Annotated in this window: 16 protein-coding genes; 1 reads left to right on the top strand and 15 read right to left on the bottom strand. The window is 39.0% G+C overall.

Annotated features, from left to right (window positions below; genetic code table 11):
- Window positions 1-85 precede the first annotated feature (85 nt).
- From M3189_RS13930 to rpsU, 8 genes are all read right to left on the bottom strand, one after another.
- Window positions 86-1,054 carry a PhoH family protein gene (locus M3189_RS13930; RefSeq protein ID WP_251634665.1) on the bottom strand — a complete coding sequence of 323 codons (969 nt, stop codon included), beginning with the start codon at window positions 1,052-1,054 and terminating at the stop codon, window positions 86-88.
- Window positions 1,051-2,244, bottom strand: coding sequence for a sporulation protein YqfD (yqfD, locus tag M3189_RS13925; protein ID WP_251634664.1), 1,194 nt, complete (start codon window positions 2,242-2,244; stop codon window positions 1,051-1,053). Before yqfD ends, M3189_RS13930 begins: the two co-directional genes overlap by 4 nt.
- Window positions 2,241-2,543, bottom strand: coding sequence for a sporulation protein YqfC (gene yqfC, locus M3189_RS13920; protein ID WP_251634663.1), 303 nt, complete (start codon window positions 2,541-2,543; stop codon window positions 2,241-2,243). The genes yqfD and yqfC overlap by 4 nt, the downstream gene beginning before the upstream one ends.
- Before the next feature lie 94 nt (window positions 2,544-2,637).
- Window positions 2,638-3,072: a hypothetical protein gene (locus tag M3189_RS13915; protein WP_251634662.1), complete on the bottom strand. Its 435-nt coding sequence runs from the start codon at window positions 3,070-3,072 to the stop codon at window positions 2,638-2,640.
- A 33-nt stretch (window positions 3,073-3,105) separates the two neighbouring features.
- On the bottom strand, window positions 3,106-4,071 hold the full coding sequence (gene floA, locus M3189_RS13910; protein ID WP_133367663.1) for a flotillin-like protein FloA: 966 nt from the start codon (window positions 4,069-4,071) through the stop codon (window positions 3,106-3,108).
- Between the two features lie 54 nt (window positions 4,072-4,125).
- On the bottom strand, window positions 4,126-4,758 hold the full coding sequence (locus M3189_RS13905; RefSeq protein ID WP_251634661.1) for an NfeD family protein: 633 nt from the start codon (window positions 4,756-4,758) through the stop codon (window positions 4,126-4,128).
- Between the two features lie 115 nt (window positions 4,759-4,873).
- Window positions 4,874-5,320, bottom strand: coding sequence for a GatB/YqeY domain-containing protein (locus M3189_RS13900; RefSeq protein WP_251634660.1), 447 nt, complete (start codon window positions 5,318-5,320; stop codon window positions 4,874-4,876).
- A 15-nt stretch (window positions 5,321-5,335) separates the two neighbouring features.
- Window positions 5,336-5,509, bottom strand: coding sequence for a 30S ribosomal protein S21 (gene rpsU / locus M3189_RS13895; RefSeq protein WP_075686208.1), 174 nt, complete (start codon window positions 5,507-5,509; stop codon window positions 5,336-5,338).
- A gap of 213 nt (window positions 5,510-5,722) precedes the next feature.
- On the opposite strand from rpsU, the gene M3189_RS13890 reads away from it, so the two are divergent.
- Window positions 5,723-6,652 (top strand): Na/Pi symporter, encoded by a 930-nt coding sequence (locus M3189_RS13890; protein WP_251634659.1) that lies wholly within the window; start codon window positions 5,723-5,725, stop codon window positions 6,650-6,652.
- Between the two features lie 30 nt (window positions 6,653-6,682).
- On the opposite strand, the gene deoC is transcribed toward M3189_RS13890, so the two are convergent.
- From deoC to grpE, 7 genes are all read right to left on the bottom strand, one after another.
- Window positions 6,683-7,357 carry a deoxyribose-phosphate aldolase gene (gene deoC, locus M3189_RS13885; RefSeq protein WP_251634658.1) on the bottom strand — a complete coding sequence of 225 codons (675 nt, stop codon included), beginning with the start codon at window positions 7,355-7,357 and terminating at the stop codon, window positions 6,683-6,685.
- A gap of 93 nt (window positions 7,358-7,450) precedes the next feature.
- Complete coding sequence (mtaB, locus tag M3189_RS13880) at window positions 7,451-8,809, bottom strand: tRNA (N(6)-L-threonylcarbamoyladenosine(37)-C(2))-methylthiotransferase MtaB (protein WP_251634657.1); 1,359 nt, start codon at window positions 8,807-8,809, stop codon at window positions 7,451-7,453.
- Window positions 8,810-8,814: 5 nt separating this feature from the next.
- Window positions 8,815-9,567, bottom strand: a complete 753-nt coding sequence (locus tag M3189_RS13875) for a 16S rRNA (uracil(1498)-N(3))-methyltransferase (protein WP_251634656.1) — start codon at window positions 9,565-9,567, stop codon at window positions 8,815-8,817.
- A 103-nt stretch (window positions 9,568-9,670) separates the two neighbouring features.
- The gene (prmA, locus tag M3189_RS13870) at window positions 9,671-10,612 is read right to left on the bottom strand and encodes a 50S ribosomal protein L11 methyltransferase (protein WP_251634655.1); all 942 of its coding nucleotides are present in this window, start codon (window positions 10,610-10,612) and stop codon (window positions 9,671-9,673) included.
- Between the two features lie 17 nt (window positions 10,613-10,629).
- On the bottom strand, window positions 10,630-11,760 hold the full coding sequence (gene dnaJ / locus M3189_RS13865) for a molecular chaperone DnaJ (RefSeq protein WP_251634654.1): 1,131 nt from the start codon (window positions 11,758-11,760) through the stop codon (window positions 10,630-10,632).
- A 136-nt stretch (window positions 11,761-11,896) separates the two neighbouring features.
- Window positions 11,897-13,729 carry a molecular chaperone DnaK gene (dnaK, locus tag M3189_RS13860; protein ID WP_251634653.1) on the bottom strand — a complete coding sequence of 611 codons (1,833 nt, stop codon included), beginning with the start codon at window positions 13,727-13,729 and terminating at the stop codon, window positions 11,897-11,899.
- A 33-nt stretch (window positions 13,730-13,762) separates the two neighbouring features.
- Window positions 13,763-14,353, bottom strand: coding sequence for a nucleotide exchange factor GrpE (gene grpE / locus M3189_RS13855; protein WP_251634652.1), 591 nt, complete (start codon window positions 14,351-14,353; stop codon window positions 13,763-13,765).
- Window positions 14,354-14,439 lie beyond the last annotated feature (86 nt).

Here is a 14,439-nt window from a genome sequence, read left to right as displayed (position 1 = left end):
AGATGGGCCATTTTTACAAGCCAATTATTATGATTATATGGCAAAAGGGATAAACCATATACGGTTTATCCCTTTATCCTTGCCTTTAGCTTTGCAGCGGCTTCTTTTCGTATGCCTCGACAATCCTGCCGACAAGTGGGTGACGAACAACATCGCTTTGTTCTAAGAAAACAAAAGAAATCCCCTTTACACCCAGCAAAATCTTTTCTGCATCTATTAGTCCTGACTTTGCACCTTTAGGTAAATCGATTTGCGTTTGGTCACCAGTTATAACCATTTTCGAACCGAAACCAAGCCTTGTTAGGAACATCTTCATTTGGGCATGAGTGGTATTTTGGGCCTCATCTAAAATTACGAAGGCATCATCTAATGTCCGTCCCCTCATGTAGGCTAATGGCGCAATCTCAATCGTTCCACGTTCAATTAACCTTTGAGTATGTTCGGCACCCAAAACGTCATTTAATGCATCATAGAGAGGGCGTAAATACGGATCGACCTTTTCTTTTAAATCCCCAGGTAAAAATCCAAGACTCTCGCCAGCTTCTACAGCAGGTCTCGTTAAAATAATCTTGTTTACCTGTCCATTTTTCAAGGCATTTACTGCCATTACCACGGCTAAATATGTTTTACCTGTACCCGCTGGTCCAATTCCAAATACAAGGTCATTCTGTCTAATAGCCATAATATATTGTCTTTGCCCAAGCGTTTTAATTCGAATACTTTTTCCTTTTACATTCTTTGCAATTTCCTCATCATAAAGATTGTCAAAGTAATCGAGGGTACCTTTTTGAGCCATTTGAATCGCTGACAGCACATCCCTTTGGCTTATGGTTACACCCTTTCTAATGACAAAAATAAGTTTATCAAGAATTTGACTGGCCAGAATTACTCTTTCTTCATCACCAGAAAGGCTGACAGATTCACCCCGTGTAACTATAGATACTTTGAGTTCATCTTCAATTATTTTTAAATTTGCATCCGCATTGCCAATAAGGGCAATAGCTTCTGTTGGATTTTCTAGTTGTACATTTATTGTTTTTAGATTTATCGTCATTCAGGAGTCTCCTTGGGTATTGGTTGTCCAACCGCAATATTTTCGATAATCTTAAAGTGGATATCTAGGATAACTTTACCATCTTTCAACTCTTTGTGTAAAATTTTTTCATCTTTTATTATAGCTTCTTCATCCAATCCACTTTTTATTTTATTTTTCGCTAATTCAAGTGCATTTTTTTCGGCTTCTTTATCCGTATACGTGCGGGTTGTCTCTTCACGTGCTCTCAATGTTTCATTTCCAATCGAAATAGGCAGCTCCCATTTTAAGAGATTGATTTTCTTCACATTCTTTTCCGCTTCGTATTCCTGAAAATCTGGTTCGCCAAATCCCCATATAGGAATTTCTAGATTACCCAAGATTAAAGAAAATTTTTGTTTTTCCTGACCGTTGAATACAAAGAATTTCGTTTTTAAAGGTAATTCAACATGGCTCCTGTACCACGTTTCCCCCCAAACCTCTCCAATGGCCGCAACTTGCTGTGTTTGACCTTCCTTTCCGATAACACCGGATACTAACAATTGCCCAGCTTCGACATGGTCATGGATATCAACCATTTTTTGTCCTGTTTCAACATACATAGAATCAATAACTGCCTTCTTTTTTGCAACTAAATTCCTTGGTGCAAGTTGTTCCGGCTTCTCAGGTTCTTTCTTCTCGACCACTTGTAGATGATAGGTTGTCCCCTTTAATTCCACACCTACCCATGTAAGGTTACCAACATTATTAGTCAATTTCCTTTGTATTCCTTCTACGTTATCCACAAAAAATTGCACTTTACCAATTTTCACACCCATCTTGTCCAATTCTTTGCGAATCTGATACTCCGTTGCAGGTTTAGCTCCCTTTATTTCAATCCCCCAAATGACATTAGATAAAACCAAAATAATCATGAGGAAAAGAATGGCTCCACCAATAAACCCACTATTTTTCAATAGTCGTTTAAATAAAAAAGGCATCCCAGCCCTCCTTAAAAAGGTAATGGAGCATTCTTTTTCTCTTGCAAAATGTCTAATTTTTAAAGCATCACTGAGACTCATTGTGAAAGTAATGGTTTCAGTGCCATGTCGTTTTACATTCCAAATCATTAGTCCGTTTCTAGTAAGAACATTTAAAAATCTTTCTATTCCTCTTCCCGATACTTTTACAGTTACTTTGCCAGAAAAAAATTCGATCCATTGGTTTTTCATTTTGCTCCTCCTGGATTTTCATTTATATAAATGACCTGATCGATTTTCCCTTCAAGTAAAATCTCTTCAGGCAATATGGTTTTAATCACGAAAGAATTCCCTTTTATTTGCAATTGACCCTGCTTTAACAACAGACGCAATTCTTTATCAGTAAAAGTAATCAACCCTCTATGATTCTCAATGTATATATGGATTTGCCCAATCATTGTAATCCGGGGTAAATCCATCATGACATCTTGAGGAAGATCCATTTTTTGTGCCATCCAGTTCCGGACACGCAGGCCCCATTTTTTTGCCATAAAAAAAGAACCCCCTTTCATCTCATAATATGAAATGAAAGGGGGTTCTAGCACATCTTTTTCGATTGATAAAATGGCTTTTAAAATAATTTATTTAGCCTTTTCTCGGATAGTACGGCTTTTTCGCTCGTGGTTCACCTAGTATCTCAGCCCAAATTATCCCATTAATAATTGTTTTTTCATCTGGTTTTTCAAATGGAGTCTCGTCAGATTCCACTTTCATTCTGGCAGCAGCTTCTCTAGTCTTCAACTGATTTACTTGGGTTTTCGAGTTGACTGGATTCTGCTTCATCTCTTGATACTTTTCCTCCATACTTTGCAAATTCGTTTCCTTCTTTGCTGGCAGGCCTGTAGAGATTTGTCCTTTGTTTCTTGGAATGCCCATCATTTGTTGTTCAACCTTTGTTCGGAAATCTGCAAAACCTTTTGTAGGAAGAGATTTTGTTTTTCCTTGATTATTATTACCCTTTGCTTTACCAAAGATTGATGAGAGAATTCCAGCAATAATTAAAAATAGTATGGTTTCCATTTCCACCCTCCTTACTTAGGAAAAATTGGTGGTTTATTTGTCGTCCTTTTTATCACCAGTCATCTTGCCGATAGATCCGCGCATATCTGTATCAGCAGAAATATTTTTATAATTCATATACTCCATGACACTAATATTACCAGATTTCAATGCTTCTGCCATAGCCAGAGGTACCTCTGCCTCAGCCTCTACAACCTTAGCTCTCATTTCTTCTACTTTCGCCTTCATTTCCTGCTCTGTAGCGACAGCCATCGCACGGCGCTCTTCTGCTTTTGCTTGAGCAATCTTCTTATCGGCTTCTGCCTGCTCCGTTTGCAGCTCAGCACCGATGTTTCTTCCTAAATCAACATCAGCAATATCAATCGAAAGAATTTCAAAAGCGGTACCAGAATCTAATCCTTTAGCTAGTACTGTTTGTGAAATCAGTTCCGGACTCTCGAGTACTTTACTATGGTCAAGTGAGGAACCAATCGTCGAAATGACCCCTTCGCCAACACGTGCTACAACAGTATCTTCACCGGCACCACCGACAAGTCGGTCGATATTAGCACGTACGGTAATTCTCGCTTTTGCTTTAACCTCGATTCCGTTCATGGCAACACCTGCGATGAATGGAGTTTCGATAACTTTTGGATTTACACTCATCTGCACAGCTTCTAAGACATCACGCCCCGCAAGGTCAATTGCGGCACAACGTTCGAATGATAACTCAATGTTTGCACGATGTGCAGCGATTAACGCATTCACGACTCTATCTACATTCCCGCCTGCCAGGTAGTGACTTTCGAGCTGATTTGTTGTAACGTTTAACCCTGCCTTATGTGCTTTAATAAGCGGATTGACAACTCTGCTCGGTGTAACCCGTCTAAGTCTCATCCCCACTAATGTAAAGATACTTATTCGAACTCCTGCAGCAAGAGCAGAAACCCAAAGCATTACTGGAACAAATGATAATAAGATTCCTAGAAAAATTAGTGCCACAACGATAATACCAATCATAAATAAACTTCCACTTGTTAATTCCACAGCGTTTACCTCCTAGTTAGTCATTCATTATATTTTTCTGACTACAACACGTACCCCTTCGACCTTTACTACGGTGATTTTTGAATTTTGATCAATAAAATCACCTTCAGTTACAACATCAATTCTTTCATTATTAATAACTGCTGTTCCGGATGGCCGTAATACTGTCAATGCGATTCCTTCTTTTCCTATTAGTTCTGTGCGATTCACATTCGACACATACCCATCCTCTTTTTTTGCCGAATCAAATAGTATCATTCGATTAAATAAGACCATTTTTTTGCCTAAGACCTTGATCATAAAAAATAGGACAACAATCGAAATACAAATAGCGATGAAAATGGATATTCCCATATTCAAAGGATTTTCTCCTGCGATAAAGAGACTTGCGATTAATGCTGCCAATCCTAAAGTTCCTGAAATGGCCCCTGGAAGAAAAAATTCTAAGAAAATTAGCATGATTCCTACAGCGAATAACATAATGGTTCCGAAACCAGCAAGACCAGCTTGAAAATGTCCATAAAAGAAAAGAAGCAATGCAAATAAACCTATAAATCCTGATATTCCAAACTTTGACGAAAACAACTCATAGACAATAGCTGTCCCTGCAATCGTTAATAGCAGTGTTACAACGACTGGGTTTGTTAAAAACTCAACCATCTTTATCCTCCCTTCATGTCGACATTATGTATACGTTTAAACTCCAAATAAGTTTCAATTTTCCCAAAATGAAAAGCCGCAAGCTTTACGCTTGCGGCCTTGGTTGTCAGAATAATTATGAAAGGTGTTGTTGTACGTATTTATTTACAAGTGACCCGTCTGCTTTACCCTTTACTTTAGGCATAATCGCAGCCATCACTTTTCCCATATCCGCTTTTGATTTTGCACCGACTTCAGAGACTGTTTCTTTAACAATTTCTGACAACTCTTCTTCGGAAAGCTGCTTCGGTAAGTACAGTTCGACGATAGCCAATTCTGCACGCAATTTATCAACAAGGTCTTGACGACCTGCTTTATCAAATTCATGGAGGGATTCTTTGCGTTGCTTCACTTCGCGAGAAAGGATAGTTAACTCAGTTTCTTCGGAGAGCTCTTTTGTTCCAAGCTTAATCGCTTCATTTTGCAATGAAGCTTTTACCATCCGAATCGTTATGAGTTTGTCTTTTTCCTTATTTTTCATCGCTTGTTTCATGTCACTATTTAAACGCTCGAGAAGACTCATTAATTACACCCTCTCTTAGAACTTACGTTTTCTTGCTGCTTCAGACTTTTTCTTACGCTTTACACTTGGCTTTTCGTAGAATTCGCGCTTTCTTGCCTCTTGCAAAGTACCAGTTTTTGATACTGTACGTTTGAAGCGACGAAGAGCATCTTCAAGCGATTCGTTTTTCTTAACGACGGTTTTAGACATTCTCTTTCCCTCCCTCCGAAACACAACACACTTACATTCAATCCATGTACCTTGCAATTATAATATATCCTAGAAATTAGGTCAACTGTATTTCTAGAGTTGAATAGAGCTTTTGATATTTTTATTCATAAATCCACAATTTATTGAACAACCTGTCAGAAATCTGGCATGTCCCCTTCCCTCAGGCATACAATGAAGGTAGGGGGTGAAGACATGCTATACATAGTATTATTTATATTATTTATCTTATTATTTATATTTGGAATGACCATTATTAGGTTTGGATTATTTAATTTGTCGGGGAATAAATTAAAAGGATGGCTGACCAAACTAACTAGTACACCACTAAAAGGTATGGTGACAGGAACCTTTGTTACTGCCTTATTACAGAGCAGTTCAGCAGTTATGGTCATCACGATTGGACTAATTTCAGCGAAAATTATGACCTTTCCTCAATCAATCGGAATTATTTTGGGTACAAATATCGGAACAACCTTTAAGACAGAGCTAATTACCTTCAATCTTGATAAAATTCTAGTGCCACTTGCTATTATTGGAGCCTTACTTACCTTTTTTAAATCTATAAAGATTAGAAGCATTGGTATGGTCACCTTTGGTATCGCCTCAGTTTTTACATCAATGAAAGGTTTTGAGCTTTTGGCTCGCCCATTAACTGAACTCCCTTTTATCAATAATTTTATCCTCTCCATTAATGACAATATCATTTTAAGCATTTTAACTGGCGCAGTTATAACTGCCATTATTCAATCTAGTACAGCTATGACCGGAATTACCATGGGGTTTTTAACGGCAGGTTTGCTTCATCTTGATGCAGGAATTGCGATTGTGTTTGGGGCCAATATCGGGACATGTATTACGGCAATGATTGCTTCGATTGGAGGCGGGAAAGAATCAAGATTGGCTGCCTTTGCACACGTTTGGCTCAATGTAGCAGGCGTTTTACTCTTTACTCCCTTTATCCCAGCTTTGTCCGAAAATGCTCATTTGTTAGCGGATGAAAAAATGATTCAGCTAGCACATATTAGTGTTATATTTAACATCGTTTCATCCATCATGGTCCTGCCTTTTGCAACAAAATTTGGTGAAATGATCCTGAAGGTTCATGGCGGAAAAACAAAATAAAGCACAAAAAGACGGCTGTTGCCGTCTTTTTTAGTAATCGGAAGTAACAGTTAATCCTTGAAGTATAGCGACTCCTGCACTTGCGCCAATTCTCGTTGCTCCCGCTTGAATCATTTTTTCGGTATCTGCTGTATTACGAACCCCTCCCGAGGCTTTAACTCCAATATTCGGTCCAACACTTTCTCTCATTAGCTTAATATCTTCAACTGTTGCACCACCTGTTGAGAACCCAGTCGATGTTTTAACAAAGTCTGTTCCTGCCTTTACAGCAAGCTGACAGGCACGAACTTTTTCTTCATTGGTTAGCAAGCTAGTTTCAATGATTACCTTCGTTAATGCTTTGCCCTTTGCAGCTTCAACAACCGCACGAATATCCTTTTCCACTAACTCATCATTTTTATCCTTCAAGGCACCAATATTGATGACCATGTCAACCTCATCTGCACCATTCTCTATTGCATTTTTTGTCTCAAATGCCTTGGTTTCCGGGGTTGTCGCACCAAGTGGAAACCCAATAACAGTACAAACCTTAACGTCACTTCCACTTAATAAATCGCTCGCAGTGCTAACCCAAGTGGGATTTACACAAACGGAAAAAAATTTGTGCTCTTTCGCTTCTTGGCAAAGGGTCTCAATTTGTTGACTTGTTGCGTCCGCTTTTAACAATGTGTGGTCAATCATTGAAGCAACATTGGTAGTAGCCATTTTCTTAGCCCCTTTTCTAACTATATTTTAAAGAAGGTTGATACTACTATTAGAATACCCAAACCAATATAAAAAAAAGGACCAAATAGGTCCTTAAATGGCAGCTTCTTCTTTTGTAAATACTTCATATATTACTGGTTCATCCTCAACAATTGTGACAAATTGCCCTTCATTGTATGGATACCCAGCTTTTGAAATTTTTACTTTGACAAGCTTCCCAATCATTTCTTCTGTTGCAGGGAATACCACCTTCAAATAATTATCTGTGTACCCTACATACATGCCTTCATTGAATTCTTCTTCTGGTATTACTTCTAATACATCATTTTCAAATTGTGATGCATATTCCTTAGCTAATTGATCAGAAAGAGCAATTAAGCGGTGTACACGCTCGTTTTTAACCTCTTCGTCCACTTGATCTTCCATTCTAGCAGCGGGTGTTCCTGTACGCTTAGAATATGGGAAGACATGTAGTTCAGAAAATTTATGTTCATTAATAAAGTTATATGTTTCTATAAATTCTTCTTCAGTTTCACCTGGAAAACCAACAATGACGTCAGATGTAACAGCTAGACCAGGGAGCACTTCCTTTAGACGGTCTAATCGTTCGCCAAAGAATTCCATCGTATATTTACGACGCATTCTTTTTAATACTGTATTTGAACCTGATTGAATCGGGATATGCAAATGACGAACAATAATATTTGAGTGTTTAATTACTTCAATTACTTCATCCGTAATTTGACTTGCTTCAATAGAAGAAATTCGGAGACGTGCAAGCCCCTTTACCTGAGCTTCTAAATCACGTAGCAGCAAGGCTAGGTTGTAATCCTTCATGTCCTCGCCATATCCACCTGTATGAATCCCAGTTAATACAATTTCTTTGTAACCTGCATCCACAAGCTGCTGTGCCTGACGAATGACTTCCTTTGGATCACGCGATCTCATTAACCCACGTGCCCACGGGATAATACAAAAAGTACAGAAATTGTTACAACCTTCTTGAATTTTCAATGAAGCACGTGTGCGATCAGTAAATGCGGGAACATCAAGCTCTTCATAGACACGATTTTTCATGATATTACCGACACCATTTATTGGCTGGCGTTCAGTCTTATACTGTTCAATATATTCAAGCATTTTTACTCGATCCTGGGTTCCAACTACGATATCAACACCAGGTATTGCCATAATTTCAGCAGGTGATGTTTGCGCATAACATCCTGTCACACAAATTACTGCATCAGGATTTTTGCGGACCGCACGACGAATTACTTGGCGGCTTTTCTTATCTCCTGTATTTGTTACCGTACACGTATTGATTATATATACATCAGAGATTGATTCAAAATCAACTCGATCGTAGCCTTCTTGCTTGAACAATTGCCAGATAGCTTCAGTCTCATAATGATTCACTTTACATCCAAGTGTATGAAAAGCGACTGTTGGCATTGTATTCATCTCCTCATTAATTCAAAATGGTAGGAAATCGCCGCTAAAGCATACAGTGGCGCAGTTTCCGTTCTTAATATTCGCGGACCTAAGCCGCAAAGGGCAAAATTATTTTCCTGTAAAACGTTAACCTCTTCTTCAGCTAGTCCACCCTCAGGACCAAATACCAAAAGCAGCGATTCCCCTGGTTTCATTTTTTGTAATGTTGCTGAAAAAACAGATGTTTCACCACTTCTGCTCTCCTCTTCAAAGGCAACTAATTTATAATGAAAACTTTTGCTTTTCTCTATCAAAGCTTTAAAATTCATTGGGCTGCTAATTTCAGGGACAACTCCTCGATGGGATTGCTCCGCAGCTTCTTTGGCAATTTTTTGCCATCTCTCTACTTTTTTACCGGCTTTTTTTTCATCCCATTTTACGACGGAACGACGGGCAGCAAAAGGAATAAATTCATGGGCACCAAGTTCTGTACCTTTTTGAATAATCCATTCAAGTTTGTCCCCTTTTGGAAGTCCGCTGGCAATCGTAATTGAAATAGGAAGCTCTGACTTCTCATCTTTCCATTGTACAACGTCTGCAACGACTTGTTCATCGGTAATTTTTGCAATTTCACAAACTGCACTATTCCCTTTTGAATCAACACAAATAATTTTGTCCCCGATTTCCATACGCATAACCTTACTAATATGGTGGCGGTCATCACCATCAATCACAAAACTATTTTCATTTGCATGTTGTTTAACAAAGTAGCGTTGCACACGATGCACCCCTCTAAAACATTTTACTCTTTATTTTACTGCAACAATTGTTTCATTAAAAGCGTGAAATAGAAAAAAGGGGCATTATCCCCTTTTTTAAGCATTATACCCTTTTAGCAATAATAGCAACCCAATCCTCCATTAAGATAGTTTCGGTGATTTCAAAACCGGAATGAATGAGTCCTTCTTTAACTTGATCTTTCTTTTGCTGAATAATTCCTGAGGCAATAAAAGTCCCGCCAGGTTTAACAACACGTGCTACATCATCTGTAAATCGTAGAATAACTTCGGCTAAAATATTGGCAACAACTACGTCAGCACAATTCTCTTCTACGCCATCTAATAGATTATTTTGCGAAGTGGTTACTTTTTCACTAACTTTATTCAGCTTTATGTTGAGCCGGGCTGAAGTTACCGCAACTTCATCTAAATCAAAAGCACGGACATCTTCTGCTCCTAACATGGCAGCAGCAATACTGAGGACACCAGAGCCAGTCCCAACATCAATTACCCTATCACCCGGTCTAACAGTTCTTTCTAAGGCTTGGATACACATGACCGTAGTGGGATGCGTTCCAGTCCCAAAAGCCATCCCAGGATCCAGTTCAATAATTAATTCATCACTGCTGACTGGCGTGTATATCTCCCAGGTAGGAACAATCGTAAACTTCTCTGAAATTTTAACAGGATGATAATATTTCTTCCATGCTGTAGCCCATTCTTCTTCATTCACTTCACTAATGGTTACTTTATTTATCCCGATATCAATATTGTGAATAATCAGGTTGTTAATGGATTCTTTAATAGCATCCACAGTCTCACCTAAAAAGCTGTTTACTGGTAGGTATGCTTTGACGATAACACCTTCTTCAGGGTAATCATCTGGATTGAGTTGGTAGATTTCCCCGAACTGATCTTGCCTTTCCTTTGTTAGTTCAAAAGGATCTTCAATAACTACACCACTGGCACCTGCCTCGTGTAAAATATGTGATATTGGTTCAATCGCTTCGTTTGTAGTGTGAATACTAAATTCAGACCACTTCATTCTACCAACTCCAATCCTTACTCGCCTTTAAAGGCTCGTTTTACTTTTGAGAAAAAACCTTCTTCATGTTCACCAATTGGTGAATTTCCACTTAGTTCAGCAAATTCACGAAGAAGCTGCTTTTGTTTATCCGTTAACTTAGTCGGTGTAATAATACGGACGATTATGTGCTGATCCCCGGTACCATATCCACGTACATTCGGAATTCCCTTCCCTTTGAGTCGGAATTTAGTTCCTGTCTGTGTACCAGATGGGACCTTTACTTTTACTTTGCCATGCAAGGTTGGGACTTCGATTTCGTCGCCGAGCGATGCTTGAACAAATGTGATAGGCATTTCACAATAAACATCGTCGCCATCTCTTTCAAAAAACTCATGCTCTCTTACGTGGAAAACAATATAAAGATCACCAGATGGACCTCCGTTTACACCGGCCTCACCTTGTCCAGAAATTCTTAACTGTTGTCCATCGTCAATCCCAGCAGGAATTTTCACATGAATTTTTTTGCGTTTTTTCACTTTACCACTACCGCCACAGGTTGCACATTTATGCTTAATTTCTTTTCCTGTGCCATTACAATGGTTACAAATACGACGATTAACCACTCTGCCAAACGGCGTATTTTGTTCAATATTTAACTGTCCTGTTCCATGACAGTGTTGACATGTTTCAGGCTTTGTACCCTTTTTAGCACCAGATCCGCTGCATGTACCGCATGTTTCTTCACGAGGAATTTCAATATCTGTTTCTTTACCAAATGCTGCTTCCTCAAACGTAATTGTCATCGTATACTGTAAGTCAGCACCTTGTCTTGGGGCATTAGGATCGCGTCTGCGTGATCCGCCGCCCCCGCCAAAGAAAGTATTGAAGATATCCTCAAATCCTCCAAAACCGCCGCCAAAATCAGCGCCGCCTCCAAAGCCTTGATTTGGATCTGTATGACCGAATTGATCATAGTGTGCCTTCTTTTGATCATCGCTTAGTACCTCATAAGCTTCAGCGATTTCTTTAAATTTATCTGCAGCATCTGGCTCTTTGTTAATATCTGGATGATATTGTTTAGAGAGCTTTCGATATGCTTTTTTTATCTCATCCTTAGAAGCGCTCTTACTAACACCAAGCACCTCATAGTAATCTCGTTTACTCATGATTACCACTCCCGAATCTTTCACATAAAGATTATTCTAACATCTATTTAAAGATGAATGCAATAAAATATCTTTAATAAAGAAAAAGCCAAAGCCGATGCTGACTTTGACTTTTTCATAAGCTAGAAAGAAATTTTTATTTTTCGTCTTTGATTTCTTCAAATTCAGCATCTACTACATTGTCATCTTTAGGGCCTGCTGCTCCACCTTCTGCACCTTGTGCTCCTTGTGCTGCCTGAGCCGCTTGTTCATATAGCTTAACCGTTAACGCCTGAACAATTTCTTGTAAAGCGTCTTTTTTCGCACGGATTTTTTCAAGATCGTTTTTCTCGATCGCTTCTTTTAATGCATCTTTTGCTTCGTTAGCTTTTGCAACTTCGGAAGCATCTACTTTATCTTCTAAGTCTTTTAATGTTTTTTCAGTTGTAAAGACTAATTGGTCTGCTTCATTGCGAAGTTCCACTTCTTCTTTACGCTGTTTGTCAGCTTCAGCATTTTCTTCTGCTTCTCTGACCATTTTTTGAATTTCTTCATCAGAAAGACCAGTTGAAGATTTGATAGTAATTTGTTGTTCTTTATTTGTGCCAAGATCTTTCGCACGTACATTTACGATACCGTTTTTATCAATATCAAATGTTACTTCAACTTGCGGAATTCCACGTGGTGCTGGTGGAATATCAGATAATTGGAAGCGGCCTAATGTTTTATTTAGGTTCGCCATTGGTCGTTCCCCTTGAAGAACGTGGATATCAACAGCTGTTTGGTTATCAGCAGCTGTAGAGAATACTTGTGATTTTGATGTCGGGATTGTTGTATTACGGTCAATTAACTTTGTGAATACGCCGCCCATTGTTTCAATACCAAGTGAAAGTGGGGTAACGTCAAGTAATACTACATCTTTAACATCACCTGTGATAACGCCACCTTGGATTGCAGCACCCATCGCTACTACTTCATCTGGGTTAACTCCACGGTGTGGCTCTTGCCCAGTTGCTTTTTTAATTGCTTCTTGAACAGCAGGAATACGCGTTGACCCACCCACTAGAATAACTTTATCAAGCTGTGATGGTGTAAGGCCTGCATCACTTAATGCTTGACGAGTTGGTCCCATTGTACGCTCAACAAGGTGAGCAGAAAGCTCATCAAATTTAGCACGTGACATCGTTACCTCAAGGTGAAGTGGACCAGCTGCTCCAGCTGTGATAAACGGTAAGGAAATTTGTGTAGAAGTGACACCAGATAGATCCTTTTTCGCTTTTTCAGCTGCATCTTTTAAACGTTGTAATGCCATTTTATCTTTAGAAAGGTCAATACCATTCTCTTTTTTGAATTGTTCTACTAAGTAATCAATGATTACTTGGTCAAAGTCATCGCCGCCGAGACGATTGTCACCAGCTGTTGATTTCACTTCGAATACGCCATCCCCAAGTTCAAGGATAGATACGTCAAAAGTACCGCCGCCAAGATCATAAACAAGAACAGTTTGGTCCTGATCTGTTTTATCTAGACCGAATGCAAGTGCTGCAGCTGTCGGCTCATTGATAATACGCTCTACTTCTAATCCAGCAATTCTACCTGCATCCTTGGTTGCTTGACGTTCTGCATCATTAAAGTAAGCTGGTACGGTAATAACAGCCTTTGTAACAGGCTCTCCAAGATAATCTTCAGCATAAGATTTCAAATATTGAAGGATAATTGCCGACATTTCTTGAGGAGTATAGTTTTTACCTTCTGCTTCTACTTTGAAATCTGTTCCCATATGACGTTTAATGGACATGATGGTATTCGGATTCGTAACAGCTTGACGCTTAGCGACTTCCCCTATTTGGCGTTCGCCGTTTTTAAATGCTACTACAGATGGTGTTGTACGGTTTCCTTCTGGATTTGGAATAACCTTTGGTTCGCCGCCTTCAAGAACAGCAACACATGAGTTTGTTGTACCAAGGTCAATACCGATAATTTTACTCATTTCCCTTTTCCTCCTAAGTATTAATATGTAGTTTTATTGATTTACCTGAACCATTGATGGGCGTATAACCCGATCCTTTAACATGTAGCCTTTTTGGAATTCAGCACTTACGATATTAGAACCAAAATTCTCATCTTCACCCTGCATAACCGCTTGATGGAAATTTGGATCAAATTCTTTCCCGACTGCTTCTATTGCTTCAACGCCTTCTTTTTTCAAGGCTTCTATTAAGCTGCGATAGACCATTTCCATACCTTGAAGAACAGAGCGGGTTTGCTCATTATCTGCTTCTATTTGTAAGGCTCTCTCAAAATTATCTAAAGCCGGAAGCAGTTCAGTTACTAACTTTTGTGCTTTATATTTTTCACCCGCCTCGATATCTAATCGAGTTCGACGGCGGAAGTTATCAAAATCCGCTTGAAGACGCAGGTAACGATTATCTGCTTCTTCTAATTTACTAGTGAGGTTTTGAATCTCAGCAGCATAGTCTATATCCGTTGAATCCTGATTAGAATCTTCTGCTTCATCAAAAACAGTTTCAACTTCCTCATTGGTAAGTTCTACTTGTTCATTCGTTTCAGTTTCAACTTCCTCATTAAGCGTGTTGTTCTTTTCTTCTGTCAACTTACTCACCTCCTTAAAGGATTGTTAAATATTTATTGTCGAAGTGATTTTCATGAAAAGGAGGGCGAAAATAGAGTAATTCACCT

Source organism: Neobacillus niacini (assembly GCF_023715415.1).
GTDB classification, from domain to species: domain Bacteria; phylum Bacillota; class Bacilli; order Bacillales; family Cytobacillaceae; genus Neobacillus; species Neobacillus niacini_C.
The sequence above is the reverse complement of the archived record's forward strand: the minus strand, read 5'-3'. Positions and strand labels throughout refer to the sequence as shown.